Genomic DNA, 25,575 nt, shown 5'->3' on the forward strand with positions numbered 1-25,575 from the left:
ACACATAAATATTCGCGCACGTGCCTGGCAGGTGCGCACTGGGAAAGGCTTATCTTGCTCCGCACGCACCTCGCTGGAAACCTCCGCGCCGCCGATGCTGGTTCGACCGTCACGCTCGCGGGATGGGTGGGACGTCGCCGCGACCACGGTGGGGTGGCGTTTATCGACCTTCGCGATTCCTCCGGGTTCGCCCAGGTCGTCATCCGTGAGGAGGTCGCGCACAGCCTGCGCAACGAGTACGTGATTCAGGTGACCGGCGAGGTTCGCCTGCGTCCCGAGGGCTCCGCGAATGCGAACCTGCCGTCGGGCGAGGTCGAGATCGTGATCGAGGAACTGGTGGTCCTCAACGAGTCCGCGCCGCTGCCGCTGCCCATCGACGAGCACGTCACCGTCGGCGAGGAGGCTCGCCTCAAGCACCGCTACCTCGACCTGCGTCGCCCCCAGCCGCGCGCCAACATGGTGCTGCGCTCCAAGGTGAACCAGGCCGCGCGCCGGGTACTCGAGCGTCACGACTTTCTCGAGATCGAGACCCCTACGTTGACGCGCTCGACCCCGGAGGGTGCGCGCGACTTCCTGGTGCCGGCGCGCCTGTCGCCAGGCTCCTGGTACGCCCTGCCGCAGTCGCCTCAGCTGTTCAAGCAGCTGCTGATGGTCGCAGGCATGGAGAAGTATTACCAGATTGCCCGCTGCTACCGCGACGAGGACTTCCGCGCGGACCGCCAGCCCGAATTCACCCAGCTCGACATCGAGATGAGCTTTGTCAACCAGGACGACGTGATCGCCCTGGGCGAGGAACTCGTCAAGGAACTGTGGTCGCTCATCGACTACGACATCGAGCTGCCCATCCCGCGCATCACCTACGCCGACTCGATGGCCCGCTACGGGTCCGACAAGCCCGACCTGCGCTTTGGCCTCGAGCTCACAGAGATGACCGAGTACTTCAAGGAGACCACGTTCCGCGTGTTCGCCGCAGAGTACGTGGGCGCGGTGGTGATGCCAGGCGGCGCCTCGCAGCCTCGCAAGACGCTTGACAAGTGGCAGGACTGGGCAAAGTCGCGCGGCGCACGCGGACTGGCTTACGTGCTGGTGCAGGAAGATGGCACCCTGACCGGTCCCGTCGCCAAGAACCTCAGCGAGTCCGAGGTTGCTGGCCTCGCGGCCAAGGTGGGCGCCGCTCCCGGCGACTGCATCTTCTTCGCCGCGGGCAAGCCCACGCCCGCGCGAGCCCTGCTGGGCGCTGCTCGCCTCGAAATTGGCGAGCGCTGCGGCCTGATCGACCACGAGGCCTACAAGTTCGTATGGGTTGTCGACGCACCCCTGTTCAAGGCGATCGACGACGACCCGGACGACGACGACGTGGTGCTCGGCACCGGCGCTTATACCGCGGTGCACCACGCGTTCACGTCGCCCAAGCCCGAGTTTATGGACACGTTCGACACCGACCCGGGTTCCGCCCTGGCGTACGCGTACGACATCGTCTGCAACGGCAACGAGCTCGGAGGGGGATCCATTCGTATCCACCAGCGCGACGTGCAGGAGCGCGTGTTCGGCGTCATGGGAATTGGGGAAGAGGAGGCCAACGAGAAGTTCGGCTTCCTCCTCGAGGCCTTCGGCTTCGGCGCGCCCCCTCACGGCGGAATCGCGCTCGGATGGGACCGCGTCACCGCGCTGTTGGCCAAGGCCGACTCGATCCGCGACGTGATCGCGTTCCCCAAGTCCGGTGGTGGCTACGACCCGCTCACCGCCGCGCCCGCTCCCATCACAGAGCTGCAGCGCACGGAAGCGGGAGTCGACTTCGTCCCCGAGGACGAGGCCGTAGCTGACGCTTAACGTGGGCTGACCGAGGGCCGGCGCGCGACCGCGCCGGGTCCCTCGGCGGTCCCGACATATTGCGCGTCTCCCGTGCGAGTGTGACAAATCGGTCATTTCGGGCCTCGAATGTCGTGGCGCTCTCGCGTACCCTGAGTTCACGGGTTTTTTAGACTCGCCAACTAGCGGCACGTCGGCTCCTGCGCTGGCCGTCCGCTGGGACCGACGAAGTCGACCATGAAGGGAGCGATTGTGATCGCTCGAACAATGAAGTACACCAAGGCCGCCGCACTTGCATTAGTGATGGCGCTAGCCGTAGTGCCGCTGACGGCCGCTCCGTCGACGGCCGCGACGACTGGTTTCCGCGACGTGCTCGGCAGCTACCAGTTCTATACCCAGATCTCCTGGATGACCGACGAGGGCATCACCACGGGCTACGACGGCAAGTGGTTCTATCCGGAGCGCGAGGTGAGCCGCGAGGCATTCGCGGCCTTCATTTACCGGCTCGCCGGCTCGCCGTCGGTGTCCTTGCCCAGCAAGTCTCCGTTCAAGGACGTCAAGACCTCTGATCAGTTCTACAAGCAGATTGTGTGGCTCGAGAAGACGGGCATCACGACAGGCTGGGCCGATAAGACGTTCCGGCCGGACGATTCCATCTCGCGCTCCGCGATGGCGGCGTTCCTCTACCGCTACGACCGCTTCGACGGCGGGGCGGCCTATACGGCTCCCAAGACCTCCAAGTTCAAGGACATGAAGACGTCCTCGAAGTTCTACAAGGAAGTGTCCTGGCTGAGCGACAGCGGCATGACTACCGGATTTAGCGACGGCACGTTCCGTCCGTATGAGGGAACGTCGCGCGCGGCCACGGCCGCGTTCCTGTTCCGCGGATACGCGCCTTCGTCCTACCGGGCCCCCACGTACATAGAGCCAAAGGTGCCCTGGAAGCCGAGCGAGATCATCAGCGTCGCCAAGTCGCAGGTGGGTTACCGGGAGCCGGGTTGGCGCACGAACAAGTACAACGACTGGATAGGCGCGAACTCAGCGTGGTGCTCGGTCTACATCGGTTGGGTATTCGAAAAGGCTGGCTACCCGGGGTACGTGCCCAAGGAGAAGTACTTCGATTCCAGCTACACCAGCAGCTCGAATAACTACGTGAGCAAACTCAAGGCGGCAGGAGTGCTCGACTGGAACGTGAGCCTTGGCGACCTCCAGCAGGGTGACGTCGTCCTTATCAATTGGAATGGCGGACTAGGGGCGTCTCACAGCGCGATCGTCGACAGGGTGTCCGGCAACGGCGCCTGGTTCTATGAGGGCAACACTACGGACGGTACGGGCAACTCCGGCAGGGGAGTGTTCCACCGCTGGCGCCCGCTGAGCTACATCGACGCCGTGTTCGACCCACGCGCCTACTACGACGCGACTCACTAGCTGACAGCTAGCTAGCCGTTGGCAGCTAGCTGTTAGGCGGTGTAGTCGCCGCGCTCGTACGCGATGCGGACGAGCTCCCTCAGTACGCGGACGTCCAGGTCCTCGAGCCGCTTGGCGTAGACGCAACCTACGCCAAGCGTGTGCTCGCCCAAGTTGGGTAGTAGGGCCGCGGCATCGGGCGAGTCCTGGAGACCGTAAAGCGAAAGCTTGGCCTTGCGAGGGGAAAAGCCCACCTTGATGGTGTCTCCCTCGCGCCCGCTCGCGTAGCGGTAGTGCAGCTCTCCAAACCCGACGATGCTCGTGCCCCACATGGTGCCCTGCTCGCCGGTGACGGCGCGCATCAGGGCTAGCAGCGCCACGCCCTCGGCTCGCCTGCGATCCGGCGTGACTGTAGCGAGGAAGTCCTCGACGGATAAGTCGGTGGGTTGCGTCTTGTTGGCCATGATTTGAGCGTAACCGGGGCGTAAAACGTCCGCCAGTTTGGGTGCTCAGGTGCTAACGTCGCAGTCAGTATCCAAGCAACTGTGATTGGCGGAGTCGCGTGACGGAGAAAGACGAAGACGCCTCGGCGGTTTCGCCTCCCAGGCCGGGTGGCGCGTTGCGAGATAGTCTGCGCCGGCGGTTCGACCCCAAGACCATCAAGCAGGACGCCTCGGCCGGAACGGTGCTCGGAATCGAGAGTATCCCCGATGCCCTCGCCAACGGAATCCTCGCTGGGGTTAACCCCATGGCAGGCCTCTACTCCTACATCTTTGGGCTGGCCGGCGGCGCGTTCTTCACCGGCTCGGCTTTCATGGCGATCGGCGTCACAGGTGCCATGGCACTCGTGGTTGGCGACACGGATCTGGCTCGGTTCGAGGATCCCAATCGCGCGATGTTCACGCTGACCTTGCTGGTAGGCATCGTGCTGATCATCGCGGGCATCCTGCGACTCGGCAAGCTCGTGCGTTTTGTGCCGACCGCGGTGATGACCGGATTCGTCGCGGCGGTGGGAATCAATATCATCCTGGGTCAACTCAGCAACCTGACGGGGTTCGCGCCCAACGAGGGCGGCCGGATCCTCAATACCGTTGCCACCTTTCGCTACCTGTTCGACATCAGCCTGTGGACGACCGTCGTTGGCGTGATCACCATCGCGCTCATCGTGCTCCTGAGCAGGACCCGCCTTGGTGCACTGGGAATGGTGGTCGGAGTGGTGCTCGGCACCCTGATCGCCTTCCTCCTCGACACTTTCCTGGGTGCGTCTGTGGCGACCGTGAGCGACATCGCGGACATCACGCCGGGGTTGCCCTTCATCGGGATACCCGACTTCGGCGCCATCATCGCGCTATCGATCCCGGCCCTGTCGCTCGCCTTCGTCGCCATGATCCAGGGCGCGGCCGTGACAGCGAGCGTGTCGACGCATGGCGCCGGTCCGCGGCGCGTCTCGAAGGACTTCATCGGTCAGGGCGCCGGAAACATCGCCGCCGGGCTGTTCCAGGGCATGCCGGTGGGCGCCACGATGTCCGGATCGACCCTGGTGACCAAGTCGGGAGCGCGGTCGCGCACCGCCCTGCTGATCGCTTCGGTGGTTATGGCCATTGCGGTGATGTTCTTCTCCAGGGCCGTAGGGGTCATCGCGATGCCGGCCCTAGCCGCGTTGCTGATGGTGGTGGGCTGGAGCGCGGTCAAGCCGGAAAAGGTCCGCTCCGTCATGAAGACGGGTTCCTTCCAGACCACGCTGATGGCCGTCACCTTTGTGCTGACGCTGATCATCCCGCTGCAGTTCGCGGTGCTCGTCGGGGTGGGGCTAGGGATCATGTTGTTCGTGGCGCAGGCCTCCAACAAGCTCACTGTTCGCCAACTCAATATTCAAGACGATGATTCGGTGCGCGAGTCGGACCCCGTGCGCAGCCTCAAGGAGCGCGAAGTGGTGGTGCTGCAGCCCTACGGCAGCCTGTTCTTTGCGAGCGCGCCCACCTTTGAGAATCAGTTGCCAAAGATCACGCGCGCCAGCAAGTCTTGCGTCGTCGTGGTGCGCCTGCGCGGTGTCGACGAGGTGGGGCTTTCGCTCATCAACGTGTTGCGCCGCTACGCGGAGCGCCTGATGGCGCAGGGCGGAACGCTCAAGCTGGTGATCAGCAGCGAGCACGCTCTCGGCCAGATTGATCGCGAGGGCATTCCTGATCTGATCGGGCCGGAGAATGTGTACATGGGGAGCGAGTGGCTTGGCCGTGCGACCGTGCGGGCCTACCGCGACGCCCTGGTGTCCGTCCAGGAACCTGAGGACTCTGCTTAGTCGGGTGTAAGTGCCTGGTGGGAGGGGAGTTTGGGCGGCCAGCGGTACGTGGCAAAGGCGCATTGTGAGGGTCAGGTTTTTTGGCCCAGAAGTGTCACCAGGGAAGGCGAAGTCACGGTAGCATTGGTGACCGTGCTCGTTTCATTGAGTACGAGCCACGGGCTGTGGCGCAGCTTGGTAGCGCACTTGACTGGGGGTCAAGGGGTCGCAGGTTCAAATCCTGTCAGCCCGACCGATGAGGGCCGTTTACCTGGGGAAACCCGGGTAGGCGGCCCTTTTTCATTTGTCCGAATCGGCCCGTGGGGACATTGGCTCCGCTTGAGGTGTCGAGAGCCCACCGGCGAGCGGCGTCCAGAACTGACGAAACTTCATGAATTTTGTCGGGCCACAGATGTGCGTAGGTGTTCAGCGTTTCTGATGAGTCCGCATGGCCAAGCATCTGCTGAACGAGCTTCACGTCGGCTCCAGCGGCTATCGCCATGCTCGCGGCGGTGTGGCGTAACTTGTGGGGTGTCAGGCCGATGTCGTCCAGCCCTGCCTCGCGTTTGCACAGGTCGAACACCCTTGTGCGCCAGTTGTGATCGTTGACGGCCCCACCTCGTGCCGCCTGGAAGACGAAGTCCTTCGGGGCACAACCGCAGGCTAGGCCGCGCAACTCTTCTACGACGGAAGCGGGGATGTCCAGTTTCGAGGACTTCCCGCAACGTCCCGGATAACCGAGAGGAGCCTTCGTTTACCGTGCTAATTGAACCTAGCCAACCCGCCTCATCGCGAAGCCGATTTGACTAGTTTTCTGCTACGCTGACGCGAAATTGAATCCTTTGAAAAGCGAGCGGATCCGGGGCTAAAGAACACGATGAAACAACTCTTAGTAGCCCGGGATCTCGTGCTAGGCCCCAGGGACGAGCAGGGCCGCATTCGACCCGCGCGCCCGGTGACCATCATTGCAATAGTCGTCGTCGTGCTGGCTCTCCTTACGTGGTTGACGCATGGCTACATCTGGTTCTTCATTGTGGGTGTCCCTATTTGGTGGCTCTTAATGAGGGAGAATCCAGAGGACGCTAGGAAGGCGGAGATAGCCACCAAGACTCGTGAGCTTCTTGCGGGAACTGAGGTGACTTCGACTTACGATGTAGCGTCAGCCGTGGGTGTTGATGCTCGCGAAGTCGAATCAGCTATCGCCGACATGATTAAGAGTGCAAACATAGGGCGGAAGTCATCAAAGGAGGAGCTTCAGTTCTTGCGAAATGCGCAGTTGGACCTCATCGCCCACAAGGTAACGCTCGATCCGATGGCCACCGCCTCGAGAACACAGAAGCTCAGCGCAAGCGTTAACGCAACTCTCGACCGATTTGCCCCCGCTCGCGAGGAATCGAAGCCGGACTGGCAGTGCCGATACTGTCGGAGTGCGAACCTAGGTGGGACGACTGTATGTGAGAAGTGCGGAGCTGGGCGCGTCGCGTAAGACCTTGATCGCGATGCCGGTATTGGCAGCGGTGCTGATTCGCTGCCAGGGGACTACATGCGACCGAGGATTTCTGCCTGCTTCGCAGCAAACTGCTCATCCGTGATCAGTCCTTGGTCGAACATGCCCTTCAGCTGGCCGAGCAAGGTGACTAGGTCAGGGACCGTTTCACTGACTCCCGAGGATCCGCCGGTCGGCTGCTGCATAGCAGCAAGTCCCCCGCCCACGGAAGCGACGCCTATTCCAACGCCCATCATCCCGGCGCCGCCCCCAGTCTCACCTGCGGCGAGCGCTGCGTCAGCAAGGGTCGTCTGCGAGTAAGCGTTGCCGATAGCGCCGCTAAGCATTGTGCCCTGGTTGTACTTGTCCATGAGTTTCTGAGAAGCCGCGTCATACTCGATAGCCGACACAGCGCAACTCACCACCTCAATGCCGAACCGCGAAAGCCAGGACCCTTCAGGCCCGGCTTCGGTCGTCAAGGCTCGGGCGAGTTCGGGACCGTGAGTAGCGAGTGAAGCGATATCGGTGGATCTGGACAAACCCTGTAGGGCCGCCTGGAAGGCAGTAATGAATTCGTTGAAGAGTTGGTTGCTGGCAGCCGGATCAGCAAACGTATAGAAGCGGGCGTTCGCGGGGAGGAAGTTCTGAAAGAACTGAACGGGATCGGCGACTCGAATCGAGTACATCCCGCGCGCCTTAATCCTCAGTACGGGTGCCTGAGTTGAGCCCGCAGGAACTAGCGAGTAGTCCTTGTACGGGAGCGCACCAGGCGTGCCAAACCACTGGTCCCGGATTTCGCGGCGGTTCACAAAATACGCCAGCTGCTGAGAACCTGGGATGCCCCCGAACTTGACCCGTTCCCATGATTGTCGGATCAAACTGGACGCTAGGCCCGAGCCTGTGAACATTGATGGCTGACCATCATTTCGATAGGTATAGTAGCCAGGCTCGGTGGATACGTCCGTAATACGTCCGCCGTCTGTGATCACGAGTGCAGTATTCTCTGGAACCGTAAAGCGTGAGCCGTCCGAGATGATATTGGCTGATCCCGATACGTTGGAGCCACGTCCTCGGTTTTTCCGCTGGAGTACCGCAGGCGCTACAACAGTTTGCTCGTCGAACGTACTAGAGGTGAAGAACTCGGCCCACTGATCCGCCAGAGTCCCTTCTACGGCGTCGACCGCGGCTGAAATTAGCCCCATGGGACTTCAACTCTCTTTCGCTAAGCGTGGAATCTACGTTTACGAAATTCTATATTGCTGAGCCCCTCAATCCATTCCTCGGTGGATTTCTTCTTGCGGGGAGGGCCTAGGGGTCTTCCTGCCGGGTGCACATGCCGGGTTTGCGTCGGGGAGTGGCGAGCTCGGAGGCACTCCGGCGCGTAGTTCGGGACAGTAACCATGACTTCCAACGAACTAGCCCGGACGGCAGGTTCTAGAGCGCATCCAACGCTAGGCTCGCTCGCCCAATCCCGCCGTTATTGTGGCGGTCGACGGGTGATCAATTCACATAGGGCACACTTGCCGCCCGCCCAGGAAAGTGCGTGGAGGCACTCTGACGTGGATTCAGAAACGTATATACGCGGATTCAGCACTTCCTAGGGGCCTCGTGCCTCCGGGTAGAGGAGTTTTGTGCGCATGTCACAGATGACAGTCGTCGAACTGGGGGAAATTCGGGTTGGAAGCCGATTTTTGTTCTTCTGAAACGGGCCGTGAGGATATCGGCTCAGTTTGAAGCGCTCAGGGCCCTGCTGCGAGCGTCAATGAATCCCGGGGCAGTCCCAACTGAGGAATGGCTGTGTTCATGGACGCTCTGTGTGATGACCCGGAGGTCAACATCGCCCAGCCCGGAATGTGGCATGAAAGTGCGCCGAATATTGCGGTGAGGCGCAGCGTCGCATTGGACGCTTGGCAGCAGGTGGCGACCGGAATTTTGCAGGATGTGGCATCGCAGTACACGGCGACCGTGACGTATGGCGTTCTGAAGGACAGGCTCTTCGCCGAGACCGGATATCAAACGCGCCAGCTTGTCAGCAACTGGATTACGCCAGCACCGGCGGCGTGGGAAGCGGCTACATCACACACGGACATCTCGACGGGTTCGATAACTCGAGTAATTGCGAGAACGCCGCAGCCGTGGATCGACTGGAGTGCTACCGCGCTTACGCGCAGGACATACCGGCAGACGCGGTGCCTCATTTCACAGCGAAATACAACCTGCGCCGCAATGGGGGAGTGCGCGCTGTGAAGCCTGTTGAACGCGAGCGTGCGTCGTGTCCGACGCGCCATGAGCAGCTTCCCGCTAGTGGGCGCTGTGACGCCTGCGATTGACGCTCCGTTGCCCTCAGCGGGAGTAGGAGAAAGGATAGGGACAAGTGTTCGTCGTTGGGACATCGCAGCGAAAACAGATGTCATGTGCTGCGAGCCGGTCCTACCTGCGATCTGCCTGAAGCCCGCGTCGTTTGTCAAGAACCTCGCCTGCTCTATCCAACTTCCAACGCTGGCGGCACAGGTCCGGCGTTGCTAACGCGGATAGTTGGCGGCCAGACAACCATCAAATCTAGGCTAGTAGCGCTGTGAAGTCTCGCTCAGACTCGATCCACCAGAAGCCGGATTCGGAGGCACCCCCCCCATACCGGTACTGCTAGGAATTCAGCTGGCTGGTGCGAACGGGTCTGTCACCTGCCGGTGCGGCATACCCGATGCGTCACATAAATGCTCTCGAGCCGCCCGTAGCAGGTAACCTTTAGTTTGTGCAGGCAGTGAACGAACACTCCGAAATCCCAGACAGCGGGGCCGTGCAGTTTCGCGGTCTACTCGCGGAAGAGTTCGATGCCCTCGACCTTGTGATTGACGACACCCAACGCGCGCTGAAAAAGTTGAGGCCGGGGTCGGAGTCCGAGGTGATGCGTCTCGCTTTGGGCCAGCGATCCCTCTTGCTGTTGCATGGAGCTCGCCTACTGCTGGAGGAAGGCCACTGGGAGATCGCTGCTGGAGTGGTCCGGCAAATGTTCGAAGTGCTGGTCAACGTCGAGCACCTATTGAATCAGAGTGACACCGAGGCCGCGTGGAAAAGCTATCGAACGTACGGCGAGGCTCAGTTGCTCCAAGCCTCACTTCGCAAGATGAAGTACGCCATCGCCACTGGCTACATTGACGAGGCAGCAAGGGTTGAGGCGCTCGAGGCAACTCTGAAGGACGCGCAGTTCGATGAGTTCCGACACCCCAAGGGACATATTCGCGACTCCTGGTCAGGTCTTAGCGTAGGCAAGTTGGCCGAGGCCTCGCGAGTTACGTGGAGGACCGGCCAGTATCGCTACTACTACCGATCGTGGTCTGAGCAGGCTCACGGGAGCTCCTCGTCGCTCATCAATAGTGTTGCACCGCGGACACCACGGTCTCCGCGCAGCGAGGAATACGCCGCTTTCGCGCGAGAGGCACGACAGGAGATCGCGATGATCGTTGAGCTGGCGGCTGACCTCACATCAGCATTGGGCATCTTCGGTTCAAAGTATGGGACAACTGTCCGAGGATGGCGGGAACTACTGAGTCGGAAGGCATCAGAATGACAGCGGAAGACGTGGACGGCTTTGACTATGCGGCTGTGGTAGTGGTGACCCTTCGTGAAGCTGGCGGGCCAATCAGCGATGAGGAGCTCTGGGAGCGGGTTATGAGCCGCTCGGACGTCCCGCCTGAAGACCGAGAGGGTTACTGGACGCCGCCATTCAAGCCGGGGCCGTACCCTCGCAACATCGTCAAACTTAAACTCTCGATGAGTCTCATGTCGCATACTGACATGGGGGGTCTCCGACCCGACGCGCCGCTAATTACAACCGAGGAAGGCTACTGGCTCCCAGAATGGGGTCCCATCCCCCTAATCGAACAGCAACGACGCGCGGAACTTGCCGAGATGCGGGCTCGCGAAGCAAGCGAGCCGAAACCGAAGGTCTGGCCTGAATTCGATCCGTACCCGAAGTCAAGCAAGGCGGGCGAAAACGAACTTCGCGACGTTGCTGAAAAGCTCGTGGCGCACCGAACCATGGTGTCGAGCCAAAGGCGCGTCGGGCCAGGGTCATCGACTCTCAAGCGGGTCATGGAGAAGCGCCTCGAAGCGGAAGGCAAGCTCGATGAGGCTCGACGCGTTTCCGCGGAACGCGAACGAATGACTGGTGTTCTCATGGAGTGGTATGGCAACGCTGTTCGCCGGACGGATGACGCGGACCCGCAAGATCTATTCGTTTTGATGCGCGTGGGTTTCATTAGAAACCCGGAGGAGACTACGCCGCCGAGAACGGAGACTCAAGTGCCTAGTCTTACGAGTTCAAGTACACAGTCGAGCGCTGGATGCTATATCGCAACTAGCGTGTATGGCGACTACGACGCGCCTCAAGTCCGGGTGCTGCGATTGTGGCGGGATCGGGATCTAAACCGGAGTTTGCTTGGGAGGGGATTTGTTCGGGTCTACTACGCCGTCAGCCCAAGCCTTGTGCGCACGATAGGGGGCCGCAGATGGTTCAGCATGCCGTCGCGATGGGTCCTTGACCAACTAGTTCGAAAACTGGATTCCTAACCTGGACAGGCCGCAATATCGGCAATCGGTAAGGCTCGCTGGTCGTCACGATGCCACCTCTGTTGAGCGCGAGCGTGCGTCGTGTCCGACGTGGCATGAGCAGCTTCCGGCTACTGGGCGCTGTGACGCCTGCGAATGACGGTGGGTTGTCCGTGTACGGCCGTTTTGGCTAGCGAGCTTGGTGGACCTCGTGGGGACATTTTGGGGACATTACAGAAAGAACTGGCGTGAAGGTGCGGGAGACCAAAACTGAATATATGGCCTGCTACATAAAGAAAATCGACGCTAGTGGGAAGTAACGTGACTTGCCGGGAAGTCCTACTTTTGAGTCAAGGGGTCGCAGGTTCAAATCCTGTCAGCCCGACCGATGTGAAGCGTCAAAGCATCGCTCAACAGAGCCTCTCCTTCGGGAGGGGCTTTTGTGGTTTCTTGGGTTGGCAGTCGCCAGTAGTGCGCGATCCGCTCGACGTAGGGCCCAAACTCGGGTGGTGCAGAGTAGGCGGTGCAGGGGGCCGACCCGGCGTGACCAGTTAGGGAGCCGGATGACGGTCGTGGCCGGTGTCGACGGGCGTCAGCCCGACCCGGTAACTACCGGTGAACAGGTTGGTAGGCACGTGCACGCCGACCCGGCGATAGACCTCGCGCGGGATCCCGATGTCTGCCAGGTACAGCTGGCCCACCTCCGCACCGTCGAGACCTGACTTCGGCAAGGCGAGCGTCATCGTCTTCGAAGCACTAACGAACACGCCAGGCGCCCTCCCGGAGGTCGAGTCGATCCCCGACGGCACGTCGAGCGAGATTACTGATGCCGGGCCGCCGATCATCCAATCGATCAGAGTGGCCGCCGCGCCCCGCGGTGCGCCGGACAGGCTGTAGCCGAGCACAGCGTCCACGACCATGTCGGGTTGAAGCGAACCGATGTTGTCCACGTCGACAATGCGCCCACCGGCGGCTCGGAACAAATCGAGTTGGGTGGCCGGGACGCCCGTGAGCCTGGTCGGCTCGGTCACCACCACCACGACATCCCCGCCGTGGTTGACCAGGTGCCGCGCGGCGCACATCCCGCCACCACCGTTTCCCCCGGTGCCGGCAGCTACGACGACCGGACGTGCATCCCAGCCGTCGCCCAGCGACTCTACGCACAATTCTGCGAGATTCCGCCCGGCGTTTTCCATCATCTGGTAGAGATTCGGGCCCACCTCGTGGACCGCGACTCGGTCGATCTCGCGCATCTGCGCCGTCGTGATCGCCGAGACTAGGACGCCGGTCGGCGTGGTGAATGCCTCAGCTGTCATATGCGCTCCCGAGGTGGCGGACTGGCACCGCCGGCGAGGGCCGCCGCGCGTGGCCGCAGAACCGGTGGCGCTTCGCCGAGAGCACCTGGTTGGCGAAGGTTCGGCACGGGGGCATGGTGACCAATTTACCTTGCCTGCTCGGGCCGCCCACCCCGGTGTCAACTCGGCTTGGTCATCACGAGTATTAGGAGCGGCACCGGAAGGTGAGAACCGGGCCAAGCCATCCGGGGTAGCGCGGCCCGCGTGGCTTGCATGTGCTGGGGAGTATCGGTGGTCGTACTCCGCGGGTTGCACCGGGAACCCGAATCGAGGACGGCCTGACCCCACATAGCGCAGGCCGTCACGATCAGTAAGTTTGATCAGGTGCCGCCATTGAACCTGTTCGGGCATGGCGTGGGCGCCGTGCATGCGACGGCTCCGCACTGGCAGGAGCGTGACGTCCCAGACGCGCCAAGGCGTCCGATGTGGCCGGAGGAACGTGACCCTCCGGGCTGGCCGCAAGACCAGCGCCACGTCGTACGCCGCGACATGCATCGGTTGGACACGGCATGAACTCTTGGATGAGGCGACCTTATCGAACGCGTGGTGGGCGAGCGGAAGGGCGAGGGCGTCTGCCCGCTCGACGAGTCCGCGTCCGCGTCCGCGATCCCGCGCGCACCGCAACTTGGTCTGGGACACGTCCACACTCAGGAACGGCGATGCTGTCACGAGGCGTGGGTGCAAGCGGGAGCACGATCAAGTCCTGTCAGCCCGACAGATGGGGGCGCCCGGACGGGGGAGCCTCACGTTCGCGGCTCTTGTTCTTTGGCCGACATCGGCCTGCGGGGAGAACGTGATGAGCGCCTGAGCTCGGCACGCTCACGGATCAGGAGCCATCGCCACCGCATTTTGGAGAATAGCTCCTGGGTGCGCGATAATTATGGGTATGCGCGCACTCTTTCTTGAAACACTTCACCCCGAGTCCACTGACATCCTTACAGCAGCCGGTATCACCGTCGAGAACCGTGGTGGTGCTCTCGACGAAGACGAACTTATCGCCGCACTCAGCGGCGTGCAGCTGCTCGGAATCCGTTCCAAGACTCAGATCACTGAGCGGGTGCTCGCGGCTTGCCCCGATCTCATTGCGATCGGAGCTTTCTCGGTCGGAACCAATCAGATCGACCTAGACGCGGCCGCTAAACGGGGGGTTGTCGTGTTTAACGCGCCTTTCTCGAACACTCGCTCGGTCGTGGAGATGGCGGTGTCTGAGATGATTTCACTGACACGGCGACTGCCTGAACACAACCGTCAGATGCATGCCGGCGTATGGTCCAAGAGCGCGAATGGGGCTCACGAGATTAGGGGACGCACCCTCGGCATCGTCGGCTACGGCAACATCGGGTCTCAACTTTCTGTCATCGCAGAGGCGCTCGGCATGAACGTGATCTTCTTCGACGGCGTAGAAAAGCTCGCGCTTGGCAATGCCACCAAAATGCCTTCACTTGAATCGCTCCTCAACGAGGCCGACATAGTGACCGCCCACTTGGATGGACGGCCCGGCAACTCGGGGTTCTTTGGCCGCGAGCAGTTCGCCGCCATGAAGCCAGGTGGACTCTTTCTCAACCTCTCTCGCGGCTTTATCGTCGATATTGACGCGCTCACGGACGCTCTCGAATCTGGGCACATTGCTGGAGCAGCCATCGACGTCTATCCCGTTGAGCCAAAGGCCAAGGGAGATTCGTTCTCCTCGCCGCTTCGCGACATGCCAAATGTGATTCTTACCCCTCACATCGGGGGGTCTACTGAGGAGGGGCAGCGAAACATCGGTATTTTTGTTGCCACACGTCTTCGCGACTATGTCTTCAACGGCTCGACCTCGCTCTCGGCGAACCTTCCCCAGTTGTCGCTTGACCGGGCGCAGGGATCCCACCGCATCGTGCACCTCCACGAAAACATCCCTGGGGTTCTGGCTGAGGTTAACCGCCAGTTTGCGGTGCATGGGGTCAATATCGACGGACAGATGTTGGCCACAACTGGTGAGCTTGGGTACGTGGTCACTGACGTCTCCGACGGCATTCCGGAGGACGCCACCGAGGCCCTTTCGAGTATGCACGCCACCGTGCGATTGCGTGTCCTCTCCTAATCGCCGAAGCCGCAAGTTCTTTGGCCGGGGCTTTGCCGCCGTACCTTCTACGCCTCAGGCGTTTCCCGTGTCAGGCGTGGTCCGCGTTAGCCGGTTCTGATTGAGTCGCGTAGTCGGCGGACGGGGCTGGCCGTCGAAATATTGGAGTCGTTCGAGGGATTTGCTGGTCGAGGAGAGGGAAGTGGGACAGATGAAAGGCACCAAGCTCGTTCTACTAGGGACAGCGGGTGGGGCCGCGACGTACCCCGCCGACGGTCAGCCGGGCGTGGCACGCCAAGGCATCGCGTCCGCCCTGGTCGTCGAGGGTCGGGTCCACCTAGTTGACGCAGGAATGGGAGTGGCCCGTCAGTTGACTTTCGCTGACATAGGTGGGGGAGGGCCGACCCAGGCGTTTAGCCGGCTTAGGGGCATCTATCTGAGTCATCTGCATTCCGACCACACTATGGATCTAGCGAATCTGGTGCACTGTGGATACATACAGGGTTGGCCGAAGGACGCTCCCGTTGACGTGTGGGGTCCCGGTTCACGTGGCGCCCTTCCGGGTGAACCAGAGGCAGGGAACCCTGTAGTCAAGAGTCCATCAGGTTCCACTCCCGGGACGAGCGCGCTAGTGCGCCATCTCCTCGAGGCGTTCGCAACCGACTTTAACGACCGGATCCTGATGGCGCACCGGCGCAATCCGCTCTCATTGCTTAGGGCTCACGACTTGCTGCCTCCAATTGAGGTTGACCTCTCCCAGGGCACAAGCCCGACGGTCGAGCCGTGGCTGGTCATGGAGGACGACACGGTGCGAGTGAGCGCGACTCTCGTCGAACACGGCGCGATGTATCCGTGCCTTGCTTATCGCTTCGACACCGCCGATGGATCAGTGGTCTTTTCAGGCGACACCGTGCCCTCAGAGAATCTGGTGAGGCTGAGTCAGGGCGCTGACGTCCTGGTTCACGAGGTGATTGATGCTGACTACGCCACGTGGCAGTTTGGGCCGGGGCCTCTGGACGCCGCACAGGAACGTGCGGTAGCGACGGTGATGGGTAAGCACACCTCGACTGACCAGATTGGGGCTGTCGCCCAAGCCGCCGGTGTCAGCACGCTCGTCCTCACTCACCTCGTCCCAGCTTCGATTCCGACCGAGCGCTGGGAACAGGCCGTAAGTGGATTCGACGGTCGCGTGGTGGTCGGCCAAGATCTCCTCGAACTCAACGTCCGCAGCGGGATGTAACAGCTGCGCTAGCGACGTTCGGTAGGTCCTGCGGGTCCGCACGACTTCTCCCCTTCATGCGACCCACCGGGCACGCAAAAGCTGGGTAGCGAAGCCGCATTGGACATCGCTACCCAGCCTGGGTGCGGGTATTACTTAGCGGTAACGGCAGCCACTGGCTTCGGGAAAGTCAACCAGACGTTGAATACGCCGAGGAAGGCTCCGAACACACCAAGGACGACGGCCCATACAGCGGCCCACAGAGGCATGAGCCACGCGGTTTCTGTAATGGAGGGGTAACTGGCGGTGAAGTACACCGCCAGGACCATAGAGATTCCGTTGAAGAATGGCAGTGAGCCCTTCTGAAGGACAGGGAACCACTTCATCGAATAGACCATGAAGGAAACGCCGACGAACAGTGCCACGGCGGTCGCAAGGTCCCCGTCGACCCGAATGGAAGGCAGGAAGTCCAGGAATGGAATGGCTGCGAGCGTCAACCCCGTGAGTATGGCGGAGTAGCTGAACGCGGGAATGATGGTCTTGACTGCGGACGGCTTTGCCCCGAGGGCGAAATACGATGCCCACACGATGAAAGACACCCATACCGCCATGTTCCAGCTCCCTAGCCAGAGGGTGAAGGGCACGGTGACAACAACAGTGATGCCAACCGCTAACCATAGCGGGATAGTTTCTCGGTACTCTTGGGTGGTGGTTTCAGACATGCTTTGCTCCTTTGCTTTGATGTCGTAGAGACCTCTGTCTCGCGGCGGGCCGTCCGGCTCTGAAGGTTGGGGCGGCCCGTCGCGAAAACACAGGTCAGAAGGAAAGGGCCTTAAACTTCTCGGCCTGTTCACGGATACCGACCTCTGTCGGGAACCGCTCGATGGACGATGCGCCGTAGAAACCGACAACGCCCTCCGTGTTGTTGAGGACATACTGTGCGTCCTCAGGCATTGCGATGGGGCCGCCGTGGCACAGCACCATGATGTCGGGACGCACGGACTTGGCTGCGTCCGCGAGTGCCTGCACCTTGATAACCGCCTCATCCAGGGTCAGCGCCGTGGTGGCACCGATGCTGCCGGATGTGGTCAGGCCCATGTGGGGCACCAAGATGTCCGCGCCGGCCTCGGCGAGGGCGACCGCCTGCTCCTCATCGAAGGCGTAAGGGGTCGTGAGGAGGTCCATCTCGTGTGCCATGCGGACCATGTCGACTTCCAGGCCGAATCCCATACCGGTTTCTTCAAGGTTGGCGCGGAACACGCCGTCAATGAGTCCCACGGTGGGGAAGTTTTGGATACCGGCAAATCCGATGTCCTTCACCTGCTTGAGGAAGTAGGGCATGTTCTTGAACGGGTCAGTGCCGTTGACTCCCGCGATGACCGGCGTGTGCTTCACCACCGGCAGCACTTCGTTGGCCATGTCCATCACAATGGCGTTGGCATCGCCGTAGGCAAGCAACCCGGCAAGTGAGCCGCGTCCCGCCATGCGGTAGCGCCCCGAATTGTAGATCACGATGAGGTCGATACCACCAGCCTCGGCTGACTTGGCGGAAATACCGGTGCCGGCGCCTCCACCGATGATGGGGTTGCCCTTGGCGACCTGAGCGCGAAAGCGTTCTAAGATTTCGGTACGTGTGGACATATCAGGTTCTCCTTATGGTTAGGTTGATTAGCGCGCGACGATAGCCGCGTGCAGGGCGTCGGCCATCGCTGCGCCGAAGCCGGTGTCGTTAATGGCCATGTCGAGCTCGTGAATTGTCACATTTGAGCCCTCAAGTTCCCCGCGCAAGGCGGCAAACAGTAGGGAATCGGCCTCTGCGTCACGGAAGGGCGCTCCGTCCACGTCCACGGCGGAGACCCCGGCGAGCGGAATGAAGACTTCAGTGGGGCCGGTTGCCGACGCGAGTTTGCGGCCGATGCTGAGCCCCAGTTGCTGCATTTCTTCTCCGGTGGTCCGCATGAGGGTCACGGAAGGGTTGTGGACCAACAGGTTTCGCCCGGCGAACTTTTCCGGGACGGTGTCCTGCGGACCGAAGTTGACCATGTCGAGAGCACCCAGGCTCACCACCTGCGGCAAGCCCACTGAGCCCGCCATTTCTAGGCGGTGGGGGCCGGCAGAAAGCACTCCGCCCACGAGATCGTCGGCAAGTTCGGTGGTCGTGAGGTCGCATACTCCTGCCAGCAGCCCCGACTCCACAAGCTTTTCCATCGCGCGGCCTCCCGATCCAGTGGCATGGAAAACAAGGACCTCGTAGCCGAGGCTCACGAAGCGCGCCCGCGCCTCGTCCGCCGCAGGGGTCGTCACTCCGAACATGGTGATTGCCACGAGGGGCTTGTGGTCGACGGACGCCGTTTCGAGGCGCGTCTGGAACGCCTGTGCCATTGCGCTGATCGCGGCAACCGCATTTCCCAGCACCTGCGAGGAGACGGAATTGATACCGGCGACATCAACCACTGAGTACATGAGCGTCATGTCGACTTCGCCCACATAAGGACTGACATCTCCCGAGGCCATAGTCGAGACCAATACTTTGGGAAAGCCAACGGGAAGGGCTTGCATCGCGGGGGCGGCAACGGACGAGCCGCCTGACCCACCAATGGCAAGCACTCCTTGAATCTTTCCTGCATCTGCGAGTTCGCGCACGATCACTGCCGCGCCGCGCCCCATGACCGCCATCATCTCGCCACGGTCACGCCGTTCCCTCAGTCCCGCGGCGTCTGCGCCAGCTGCCTTAATGACAGCATCCGAATCTACTGTCGCCATCGGACTTTTTGAGAAAGAACCGGTATCGATCACCAGCACGTCTGTTCCCAGCGCGTGCAGTTGTTCGGCGAGCCAAGCGTAGTCATCAGCCTTGGTATCGAGAGTTCCCAGTAGGGCTACCGTGGTCATCTTCACTCCTTTGTGTCGGTTGATACTCACCGTAGATCTCCGCACGGAGCGCCTGCTGTGCCAATCAGCGCGGATTGGCACATGAATGGCGACTTCGCGTGTCCGGACCGCGCGTAGGCTCTTGCCATGTTGACGACGCTTTCCGCCGAAGAGCTCAATACAACGCTCGGACACTGGGCAAGCGGGCGGGGAACGCTTGTCGACGACCTCTCCGAGGCGCTCATCGAACTCATCGAGGCGGGGGTGCTTCCGGCGGGCATCACTATGCCAGCTCAGCGCGCCCTAGCGCCCGCCATCGGCGTTTCGCGGGGAACCGTGATGGCGGCGTACGCGACTCTTGAGCGTCACGGGTACATGCTCTCACGGCGGGGGTCTGGGTCTCAGATCCGTTCAAAGCGCACCTCGTTGCGCACCCGACCGCAAGGCAGACTGTTTTCATTCAGCGCGCAGCCAGGCGACGTCATCGACATGTCTACCGGCGCCCTCCCCGCTTCCAGAGTCGCCCAAGACGTTCTTTTGCGCGGGATCCAGGCGCCCCTCGCGGACTACCTCACCACCGACGGGTACTTCCCAGCGGGTTTGCCGGTACTGCGACGAGCTATCGCCAGCCAGCTGACGGACGATGGCGTGCCGACATCATCGGACGAAATTCTTGTCACTGCGGGAGCTCAGCAGGCCACCTGGCTGGTGATCCGTGCGCTCGTGACCGCAGGTGACCAAGTGCTCGTCGAGGAACCTTCCTACAGGGGCGCCCTCGAGATTCTTCGTGAACACGATGCCCGTGTACGCGGCATTCCTCTGGTTGATGGCGGGATATCGGTCCCAATGGTGAGGGCGGCGTTGAAGGCTGAGCCCCGTCTCCTGTACTGCCAAACCGGGATTCACAATCCAACAGGTACGACCATGCACCCAACCGCGCGCGGCGAACTCGCCAAAGTGATTAACGAGCACGGTCTGCTTACCGTTGAAGACCGTTGTTGGTCTGACCTTCTGTTGAGCGGACCCCCTGTGGCGAAGGGCCTGGCGGGACTCGTGGCGCCCGACCTCTTGATCACGATCGGTACGTTCTCGAAACTGTTTTGGGGTGGGCTAAGGGTCGGTTGGGTCCGCTCGTCGCCGAAGCGTATCGAGGCCCTGACCGAGCTGCTTAAGAGCACCCAACTCGCGTGCTCCGTGCCGGATCAGCTGTATGCGGCGCGGCTCATCGGCCACACGGCAGAGGCCCGTGCTGAACGACGTGACATGCTCGTCACTCATGTAGAACAGGCCGAGGCCATTTTTGAGGAAATGGTGCCGTCGTGGCGCTGGGGTCGCATTGATGGCGGCTCCGGCCTATGGATCGACACCTGTGAAGACACGAGTGCCTTGGTTGCACGGGCAAAGAGAGTGGGCGTGAAACTCCTAGCGGGGCCGAGCTTCTCAACATATGACGGTCAACGCACCATGATTCGCCTCCCGGTGTGGCACGAAGCGGCGCAGTTGCGCCAGGCTCTGGCACTACTGACGCAGGAGGCACTCTAAGGGCGCTGCTGAACGGTTGGCCAGGTCAAGTTGTCGCCCAACTGTTTAGCTGACCCGCCCGTCGCCGAAGTGGAGGAGTTCAGTTGGCATCCAGAACTGCAGCGGTTGGTCGCGGTTCCCCCGGTATTCGCGTTCCAAAGGTCGAAACTCGCAGGCACGTCGCGATCGTGGTGATGGTGCTCGCGAGGACGGGGTTCACCAGGTGAGCGGTGCCCCCTCCAGCCGATGTGCGTAGAAGTCGCGTATCGCGGTCACAGTCGCAGCAGGCAGGGGCTCCGCGGCAGCGGCGATCGAGTTCTCGAGTAGTTCTACAGAACGTGCGCCCGGAATCAGGCTAGACACCCCATCGTGAGCTAACAGGAACCGAAGCGCTCCGTGAGCCACCGAGACACCAACCGGCAACAGAGAACGGAATTGCTCAACGAGCTCTGCCCTGAGCGCGATGTCGTCTCGCGACCACCGAGAACGCACGCCCGCAAAAGTGGAGTCCGCCGCGTAGCGGCCAGAGAGCCAGCCTGACTCGAGCGGCACCTTAATGATGGTGCCGGCGCCTCGGGCCTTTGCGCGCTCAATTGCGGGCCACGTCTCTTGATAGAGAGCAGACATGCGGACCTCTAGGGCTTGGCTCTGACTCGTCTGCAGGACAAGGTCCACATCCGCGCTCGAGTCGATCGAGGCTCCGTATGCGCGAATCAGCCCTCTTGCTTTCAGCCCTTCAAGCACGTCGTAGTGCTCGCTCTGGTTGCCGTCCATCACCTCTTCAGGGGGGTTGTGCAGCGCCACGATATCGATGTAGTCAGTGCCCATGCGCTCGGCGCTGCGGAGGACGGCGGATTCTATGCTCGAGGCGGCCCAGTCGCTGGTGCCGTCAGTGAGGTGGCCGAACTTGGTGCAGATCACGACATCGTCGCGCCGTTTGCCTCGCAAGGCAGCGCCGATGTTGAGCTCGCTGTGGCCGTCGGCGTATCCGGGCGCTGTGTCGAGCAAGGTGACCCCGGCGTCGAGCGCCGAATGAACGAGCCGCACAGCCTCATCGCGGTCGGGACCCTCTGGCCAAGACGCTGACTTACCCAGTTGCCACGACCCGAGGCCGATCTCGCTGACGCGGATGCCGGTGGTGCCGAACGGGCGAGTCTTCATTGGTACTCCTGAACGTGCTTAGCGATCTGTTCGTCGGCGAGCGAGGCTTCGTTTCATTCTGGCACGCGAGTAGTTGAAGAATTTCACCACACTGTCTCAGGTCAGACCCGGCATGAAGGCTCGCTTTCGAGCCGATCCGGTCGCGCTCTGCCTGGTAAGCCGTGATGTGGGCTGTCAGCGGTTAGTCTTGCTTTCTGACGTCGCGAAGGAGAACTGTTCATGAGCACCTTGGCAGGCGTACACGCGGTCTTACCGCCGCATCGTTATACGCAGAGAGAATTGACCGAGGCCTTTTCGGATCTCTGCCTTGGCCCTCAGGACAACCGGGCGCTCCTGGCCCGGTTGCATTCCAACGCCGGTGTCAGCACCCGGCACACGGTCCTGCCGCTGGAGCAATATGCGACGATCAAGGACTTTGGTGAGGCCAACGACCTCTTCCTCACCCACGCGGTGGCTCTTGCGGCACAGGCGCTGACTGGCGCGCTCGATCGCGCGGGGATCGCGGCGCAGGACGTCGATTTTGTGATGTCGACAACCGTCACGGGTGTCGCCGTTCCCTCCATCGAGGCCCGGGTGGCCCAGCTGGTGGGTCTGCGACCAGACGTCAAGCGAATGCCGCTCTTCGGTTTGGGATGCGCGGGCGGCGCAGCCGGCCTGAGCCTGTTGCACGACTACCTCGTGGGTCACCCCGACCAGGTAGGGGTTCTGCTCTCCGTGGAGTTGTGCTCTCTCACGGTGCAGCGCGACGACCCTTCAATCGCCAATATGGTCGCGAGTGGCCTCTTTGGTGATGGCGCGGCCGCGGTGGTCGCGATGGGAGCGAACCGCTCCGCCGAGGGGCCGCGCGTGATCGACTCTCGGAGCCATCTTTTCCCCGACAGCCTCCAGATCATGGGCTGGGACGTGGGACCGACCGGGATGAAGATCGTTCTCGACGCGCGGGTGCCTGAGATTGTCCAGAATTACCTCGGTGATGACATCCGTTCATTGCTCGCGGAGCACTCGCTCAGCGTCCAGGATGTGGGCGCATGGGTGTGCCACACGGGAGGCCCTAAGGTGATCGAGTCAATCGAGGCGGTGCTTGGACTCGACGGAAACCCGCTTGAACTGACTTGGGCATCGCTCGCGAAGGCGGGGAACCTCTCGTCGGCCTCTGTGCTCCATGTCCTTCGCGACACGCTAGACCAGCGCGCACCCGCCGCGGGATCGGCCGGAGTGATGATGGCGATGGGCCCCGGGTTCTTCTCCGAGCTCGTTCTATTGGAGTGGTAGAGCGCTGATGCCCTTCTACATAGCCCTGATTGCCTTGGTTGGCCTCGAGCGATTGGCGGAACTCGTCGTAGCGAAGCGCAATCTGGCGTGGGCGAAGGCTCACGGCGGGCGCGAGTACGGCTTTGGCCACTACCCGTTCATGGTGGTACTGCACTCCGCCCTGCTCGTCGCTTGTCTTGTCGAGGCGTCGCATCGGCCGTTCATCCCGGCGCTGGGTTGGACCATGCTCGCCCTGGTTATCGCGGCACAGGCCCTACGGTGGTGGTGCATCGCCGTGCTCGGACCCCGGTGGAACACAAGAATCATTGTGATCCCCGGCTTGCCACTAGTCCGGCGCGGCCCGTATCGCTGGATGTCCCACCCCAATTACGTCGCCGTGGTGCTCGAGGGCATCGCGCTACCGCTGGTGCACACGGCATGGGTCACCGCCTTGACCTTCACGGTTCTCAACGCAGGTCTGCTCTGGGTCAGGATTCGAGCCGAAAACGCTGCGCTTGCGCAGGCGCTCGCCGAGGAACCACCGCCCACGGCGGAACAGCTGTCGTGACGACCACCGACCTGATCGTCGTTGGAGGTGGACCCGCAGGACTCAGCACGGCGTTGTATGCGGCGCGAGCGGGTTTGAGTACGGTCGTTCTGGAGCCACGTGCGTATCCCGTCGACAAGGCGTGCGGAGAGGGTCTGATGCCCGCGGCCGTGCGTGAGTTGCATGACCTTGGCGTGGAACTTGACGGGCATGTCATCCAAGGGATTCGATACACCGATGGCAGCCGCAGCGTTGCTGCAGAGTTCCGTCGCGGCCCCGGGTGCGGCGTCCGGCGCACCACCTTGGAGGCCGCGCTCCTGGATGCTGCCCGCCGTGCGGGAGTCGAGGTGGTGTCCGCCAAAGCTCACGCGATCACCCAGGACAGTGACGGAGTGAACGTCGACGGTCGTCGCGGACGGTTTCTGGCGGCGGCAGACGGCCTTCATTCGCCCATTCGCCGTCAATTGGGCCTCGACCGACCCCGCGGGCCTCACGCGGCGCCGCCGCGGTGGGGGACTCGGCGCCATTACGCCGTCACACCGTGGAGCGACCTTGTTGAAGTGCACTGGGCTGAGAAGGCCGAGGCATACGTGACCCCGGTGGGACCCGGCATGGTGGGTGTGGCGATCCTCTCTAGCGTCCAGGCGCCATTCGACACCCAACTCGCCGCCTTTCCTGCACTGCGGGAACGACTGCCCGAGGAGGGGGCCACGTCGGTGCGTGGTGCCGGACCGTTTCGTCAAAGTGCCGCCGCGCGGGTATCGGGCCGGGTGCTCCTCGTGGGGGACGCGGCAGGGTACGTCGATGCGCTGACAGGGGAGGGGATCGCGGTGGCACTCGGCTCCGCGCGGGCGCTGGTGCAGAGCATCACCTCCGGCGATCCAGAAGGGTACGACAAGCGCTGGCGCACCGCATCGCGGCGCTATCGCTCCCTTACCGCGTCACTTTTGTGGTGCCGCCGTCAGCCGATGCTCTCGCAACGCATCGTCCCCATCGCGGCTCGGCTACCGCGCCTCTTCGACTCTGCTGTTCAGCAACTCGCCCACTGACAGCCGGGCGCGGAAGGCTTCACCCTCGGCCAGAACATGCACCCCTCGGCAAAATCTCACCAGGATTACCCGAAGCAGGCTCTCAGCGTCAAAGACGGTCCCCCGCAAGGGCGAATGTCACGAGGTCGATCACCGCGACCACGAGCATCGCTAGGAAGATCAGTTTCGACGAGCCATCGCGGATGGCAAGACGAACAGCCGCCGTCGCGACTATCGCCGCAGCGCCGAAGGCCGCCCAGTGCCAGGCGTTGGGATCTCCCTCCGGGCCAAACACCATCACCGTCGAAGCTGCCAGCAGAATCACGGCGGCGCTCAAGGCGGTAGCCCTCGCGCCGATGCGGTGCGGTAGGGCACGGATCCCGGTGGCGACATCGTCCTTCAGGTCGGGCAACACGTTCGCTAGGTGCGCTGCGACCCCTAGGAGCGCTCCCGCCGCGAGCGCCCAAGGCTGAGGCCACCGAGGCGGTATCGCAGAGAGCGTCGCCACCGCGGGGAGCATGCCAAACGCGATCGCGTAGGGGGCCCACGATAGCCATGTTCCCTTGAGTCCAAGGTTGTAAGCCCACCCGCATACGACGATGACCAACGCCGCGGTTCCTCCACGCCAGCCGAGTGCCGCAGAGAACGCGATTGTCAGCACTAGCGCGACGACGGCCGCGATACCCACGACTCGCGTGCCCATCGCGCCAATGGCGAGTGGCTTGTCTGTTCTATTAACGCTGCGGTCGCGTTCGGCGTCGAGGTAGTCATTCGACCAGCCGATCGAGAGCTGGCCCGTGAAGATCGCGAGCGTGACGAGCGCACCGCGCCCGAGGGAGAGTCCGGCGAGCGCCGCGAGCCCTGCCCCGAGCGCTGTGACGGCGACTGTAGGGATAGGGTGACTCGCTAAAGCCAGCGCGCGCGCTTGCTTCACCATTGGCATGGAGCAAGGCTACGCTTCACGAAGATTACCCGGAACCTATGTCGAGCGAACTTCCTCATAGATGGCTATATTTGGGCAAGAGATGCTCG

At 62.2% G+C, this 25,575-nt stretch carries 22 protein-coding genes, 1 tRNA gene and 1 pseudogene; 14 read left to right on the plus strand and 10 right to left on the minus strand.

Annotated features, from left to right (window positions below):
* The first annotated feature begins 54 nt into the window (after window positions 1–54).
* Entirely contained in the window at window positions 55–1,830 is a 1,776-nt protein-coding gene (aspS, locus tag ACQU6B_RS06065) for an aspartate--tRNA ligase (RefSeq protein WP_430869143.1), read from the plus strand.
* Window positions 1,831–2,046: 216 nt separating this feature from the next.
* Window positions 2,047–3,237: an S-layer homology domain-containing protein gene (locus tag ACQU6B_RS06070; protein WP_430869144.1), complete on the plus strand. Its 1,191-nt coding sequence runs from the start codon at window positions 2,047–2,049 to the stop codon at window positions 3,235–3,237.
* 32 nt (window positions 3,238–3,269) lie between these two features.
* On the opposite strand, the gene ACQU6B_RS06075 is transcribed toward ACQU6B_RS06070, so the two are convergent.
* Window positions 3,270–3,680 carry a DUF1801 domain-containing protein gene (locus tag ACQU6B_RS06075; protein WP_430869145.1) on the minus strand — a complete coding sequence of 137 codons (411 nt, stop codon included), beginning with the start codon at window positions 3,678–3,680 and terminating at the stop codon, window positions 3,270–3,272.
* Window positions 3,681–3,778: 98 nt separating this feature from the next.
* Between ACQU6B_RS06075 and ACQU6B_RS06080 the strand changes: the two genes are divergently transcribed.
* Complete coding sequence (locus ACQU6B_RS06080) at window positions 3,779–5,515, plus strand: SulP family inorganic anion transporter (RefSeq protein ID WP_430869146.1); 1,737 nt, start codon at window positions 3,779–3,781, stop codon at window positions 5,513–5,515.
* A 158-nt stretch (window positions 5,516–5,673) separates the two neighbouring features.
* Window positions 5,674–5,747 (plus strand) — tRNA-Pro (locus ACQU6B_RS06085).
* Here ACQU6B_RS06085 and ACQU6B_RS06090 read toward each other — a convergent pair.
* Window positions 5,739–6,170 carry a tyrosine-type recombinase/integrase gene (locus ACQU6B_RS06090; RefSeq protein ID WP_430869147.1) on the minus strand — a complete coding sequence of 144 codons (432 nt, stop codon included), beginning with the start codon at window positions 6,168–6,170 and terminating at the stop codon, window positions 5,739–5,741. The two genes, ACQU6B_RS06085 and ACQU6B_RS06090, sit on opposite strands and share 9 nt — an antisense overlap.
* Before the next feature lie 201 nt (window positions 6,171–6,371).
* Between ACQU6B_RS06090 and ACQU6B_RS06095 the strand changes: the two genes are divergently transcribed.
* Window positions 6,372–6,980: a hypothetical protein gene (locus ACQU6B_RS06095; protein ID WP_430869148.1), complete on the plus strand. Its 609-nt coding sequence runs from the start codon at window positions 6,372–6,374 to the stop codon at window positions 6,978–6,980.
* A 53-nt stretch (window positions 6,981–7,033) separates the two neighbouring features.
* On the opposite strand, the gene ACQU6B_RS06100 is transcribed toward ACQU6B_RS06095, so the two are convergent.
* Window positions 7,034–7,969 carry an SPFH domain-containing protein gene (locus tag ACQU6B_RS06100; RefSeq protein ID WP_430869149.1) on the minus strand — a complete coding sequence of 312 codons (936 nt, stop codon included), beginning with the start codon at window positions 7,967–7,969 and terminating at the stop codon, window positions 7,034–7,036.
* A gap of 808 nt (window positions 7,970–8,777) precedes the next feature.
* Here ACQU6B_RS06100 and ACQU6B_RS06105 point away from each other — a divergent pair.
* The 3 genes from ACQU6B_RS06105 to ACQU6B_RS06115 all read left to right on the plus strand — a co-directional run bounded on the left by ACQU6B_RS06105 (window position 8,778) and on the right by ACQU6B_RS06115 (window position 11,549).
* Window positions 8,778–9,227 (plus strand): hypothetical protein, encoded by a 450-nt coding sequence (locus tag ACQU6B_RS06105; RefSeq protein WP_430869150.1) that lies wholly within the window; start codon window positions 8,778–8,780, stop codon window positions 9,225–9,227.
* Window positions 9,228–9,732: 505 nt separating this feature from the next.
* Window positions 9,733–10,548 (plus strand): DUF5677 domain-containing protein, encoded by an 816-nt coding sequence (locus ACQU6B_RS06110; RefSeq protein WP_430869151.1) that lies wholly within the window; start codon window positions 9,733–9,735, stop codon window positions 10,546–10,548.
* Window positions 10,545–11,549 carry a CFI-box-CTERM domain-containing protein gene (locus ACQU6B_RS06115; protein ID WP_430869152.1) on the plus strand — a complete coding sequence of 335 codons (1,005 nt, stop codon included), beginning with the start codon at window positions 10,545–10,547 and terminating at the stop codon, window positions 11,547–11,549. Before ACQU6B_RS06110 ends, ACQU6B_RS06115 begins: the two co-directional genes overlap by 4 nt.
* A 530-nt stretch (window positions 11,550–12,079) precedes the next feature.
* Here ACQU6B_RS06115 and ACQU6B_RS06120 read toward each other — a convergent pair.
* Both ACQU6B_RS06120 and ACQU6B_RS06125 read right to left on the minus strand, forming a co-directional pair.
* A complete protein-coding gene (locus tag ACQU6B_RS06120) occupies window positions 12,080–12,844 on the minus strand; it encodes an NAD(P)H-hydrate epimerase (RefSeq protein WP_430869221.1) in 765 nt (254 codons plus the stop codon).
* Window positions 12,845–13,396: 552 nt separating this feature from the next.
* Window positions 13,397–13,552: pseudogene (locus ACQU6B_RS06125) on the minus strand (methyltransferase domain-containing protein); the annotation flags it as partial.
* A 217-nt stretch (window positions 13,553–13,769) separates the two neighbouring features.
* On the opposite strand from ACQU6B_RS06125, the gene serA reads away from it, so the two are divergent.
* Window positions 13,770–14,966 carry a phosphoglycerate dehydrogenase gene (gene serA, locus ACQU6B_RS06130; protein WP_430869153.1) on the plus strand — a complete coding sequence of 399 codons (1,197 nt, stop codon included), beginning with the start codon at window positions 13,770–13,772 and terminating at the stop codon, window positions 14,964–14,966.
* 706 nt (window positions 14,967–15,672) lie between these two features.
* A complete protein-coding gene (locus ACQU6B_RS06135) occupies window positions 15,673–16,185 on the plus strand; it encodes an MBL fold metallo-hydrolase (RefSeq protein ID WP_430869154.1) in 513 nt (170 codons plus the stop codon).
* A 131-nt stretch (window positions 16,186–16,316) separates the two neighbouring features.
* Here ACQU6B_RS06135 and ACQU6B_RS06140 read toward each other — a convergent pair whose 3' ends face one another.
* The 3 genes from ACQU6B_RS06140 to ACQU6B_RS06150 all read right to left on the minus strand — a co-directional run bounded on the left by ACQU6B_RS06140 (window position 16,317) and on the right by ACQU6B_RS06150 (window position 19,056).
* Window positions 16,317–16,886 (minus strand): DUF1097 family protein, encoded by a 570-nt coding sequence (locus ACQU6B_RS06140; RefSeq protein ID WP_430869155.1) that lies wholly within the window; start codon window positions 16,884–16,886, stop codon window positions 16,317–16,319.
* Between the two features lie 94 nt (window positions 16,887–16,980).
* Window positions 16,981–17,805 (minus strand): phosphoenolpyruvate hydrolase family protein, encoded by an 825-nt coding sequence (locus ACQU6B_RS06145; RefSeq protein WP_430869156.1) that lies wholly within the window; start codon window positions 17,803–17,805, stop codon window positions 16,981–16,983.
* A gap of 27 nt (window positions 17,806–17,832) precedes the next feature.
* Window positions 17,833–19,056 carry a Tm-1-like ATP-binding domain-containing protein gene (locus ACQU6B_RS06150; protein ID WP_430869157.1) on the minus strand — a complete coding sequence of 408 codons (1,224 nt, stop codon included), beginning with the start codon at window positions 19,054–19,056 and terminating at the stop codon, window positions 17,833–17,835.
* 126 nt (window positions 19,057–19,182) lie between these two features.
* Here ACQU6B_RS06150 and ACQU6B_RS06155 point away from each other — a divergent pair, with 126 nt between their 5' ends.
* Window positions 19,183–20,577: a PLP-dependent aminotransferase family protein gene (locus ACQU6B_RS06155; RefSeq protein ID WP_430869158.1), complete on the plus strand. Its 1,395-nt coding sequence runs from the start codon at window positions 19,183–19,185 to the stop codon at window positions 20,575–20,577.
* 195 nt (window positions 20,578–20,772) lie between these two features.
* Here ACQU6B_RS06155 and ACQU6B_RS06160 read toward each other — a convergent pair whose 3' ends face one another.
* Window positions 20,773–21,717 carry an aldo/keto reductase gene (locus ACQU6B_RS06160; RefSeq protein ID WP_430869159.1) on the minus strand — a complete coding sequence of 315 codons (945 nt, stop codon included), beginning with the start codon at window positions 21,715–21,717 and terminating at the stop codon, window positions 20,773–20,775.
* A gap of 219 nt (window positions 21,718–21,936) precedes the next feature.
* Between ACQU6B_RS06160 and ACQU6B_RS06165 the strand changes: the two genes are divergently transcribed.
* Genes ACQU6B_RS06165 through ACQU6B_RS06175 form a run of 3 tightly spaced genes read left to right on the plus strand, consistent with a single transcriptional unit; the run spans window position 21,937 to window position 24,564 of the window.
* Window positions 21,937–22,989: a type III polyketide synthase gene (locus ACQU6B_RS06165; RefSeq protein WP_430869160.1), complete on the plus strand. Its 1,053-nt coding sequence runs from the start codon at window positions 21,937–21,939 to the stop codon at window positions 22,987–22,989.
* A 7-nt stretch (window positions 22,990–22,996) separates the two neighbouring features.
* On the plus strand, window positions 22,997–23,536 hold the full coding sequence (locus tag ACQU6B_RS06170; RefSeq protein ID WP_430869161.1) for an isoprenylcysteine carboxyl methyltransferase family protein: 540 nt from the start codon (window positions 22,997–22,999) through the stop codon (window positions 23,534–23,536).
* Window positions 23,533–24,564 carry an NAD(P)/FAD-dependent oxidoreductase gene (locus ACQU6B_RS06175; RefSeq protein ID WP_430869162.1) on the plus strand — a complete coding sequence of 344 codons (1,032 nt, stop codon included), beginning with the start codon at window positions 23,533–23,535 and terminating at the stop codon, window positions 24,562–24,564. Before ACQU6B_RS06170 ends, ACQU6B_RS06175 begins: the two co-directional genes overlap by 4 nt.
* Window positions 24,565–24,652: 88 nt before the next feature.
* On the opposite strand, the gene ACQU6B_RS06180 is transcribed toward ACQU6B_RS06175, so the two are convergent.
* Window positions 24,653–25,486: a UbiA family prenyltransferase gene (locus tag ACQU6B_RS06180; protein WP_430869163.1), complete on the minus strand. Its 834-nt coding sequence runs from the start codon at window positions 25,484–25,486 to the stop codon at window positions 24,653–24,655.
* Between the last annotated feature and the right edge of the window lie 89 nt (window positions 25,487–25,575).

The organism is Demequina aurantiaca, from assembly GCF_050598105.1.
Taxonomy (GTDB): Bacteria; Actinomycetota; Actinomycetes; order Actinomycetales; family Demequinaceae; genus Demequina; species Demequina aurantiaca_A.

What these genes read in the sequence shown, in the direction of transcription:
- ACQU6B_RS06070 (WP_430869144.1), top strand. Translation starts at nt 2,047, where the DNA reads ATGAAGGGAGCGATTGTGATCGCTCGAACAATGAAGTACACCAAGGCC.
- ACQU6B_RS06075 (WP_430869145.1), bottom strand. Translation starts at nt 3,680, where the DNA reads ATGGCCAACAAGACGCAACCCACCGACTTATCCGTCGAGGACTTCCTC.
- ACQU6B_RS06095 (WP_430869148.1), top strand. Translation starts at nt 6,372, where the DNA reads ATGAAACAACTCTTAGTAGCCCGGGATCTCGTGCTAGGCCCCAGGGAC.
- ACQU6B_RS06115 (WP_430869152.1), top strand. Translation starts at nt 10,545, where the DNA reads ATGACAGCGGAAGACGTGGACGGCTTTGACTATGCGGCTGTGGTAGTG.
- ACQU6B_RS06120 (WP_430869221.1), bottom strand. Translation starts at nt 12,844, where the DNA reads ATGACAGCTGAGGCATTCACCACGCCGACCGGCGTCCTAGTCTCGGCG.
- serA (WP_430869153.1), top strand. Translation starts at nt 13,770, where the DNA reads ATGCGCGCACTCTTTCTTGAAACACTTCACCCCGAGTCCACTGACATC.
- ACQU6B_RS06140 (WP_430869155.1), bottom strand. Translation starts at nt 16,886, where the DNA reads ATGTCTGAAACCACCACCCAAGAGTACCGAGAAACTATCCCGCTATGG.
- ACQU6B_RS06145 (WP_430869156.1), bottom strand. Translation starts at nt 17,805, where the DNA reads ATGTCCACACGTACCGAAATCTTAGAACGCTTTCGCGCTCAGGTCGCC.
- ACQU6B_RS06150 (WP_430869157.1), bottom strand. Translation starts at nt 19,056, where the DNA reads ATGACCACGGTAGCCCTACTGGGAACTCTCGATACCAAGGCTGATGAC.
- ACQU6B_RS06155 (WP_430869158.1), top strand. Translation starts at nt 19,183, where the DNA reads ATGTTGACGACGCTTTCCGCCGAAGAGCTCAATACAACGCTCGGACAC.
- ACQU6B_RS06160 (WP_430869159.1), bottom strand. Translation starts at nt 21,717, where the DNA reads ATGAAGACTCGCCCGTTCGGCACCACCGGCATCCGCGTCAGCGAGATC.
- ACQU6B_RS06165 (WP_430869160.1), top strand. Translation starts at nt 21,937, where the DNA reads ATGAGCACCTTGGCAGGCGTACACGCGGTCTTACCGCCGCATCGTTAT.
- ACQU6B_RS06170 (WP_430869161.1), top strand. Translation starts at nt 22,997, where the DNA reads ATGCCCTTCTACATAGCCCTGATTGCCTTGGTTGGCCTCGAGCGATTG.
- ACQU6B_RS06180 (WP_430869163.1), bottom strand. Translation starts at nt 25,486, where the DNA reads ATGCCAATGGTGAAGCAAGCGCGCGCGCTGGCTTTAGCGAGTCACCCT.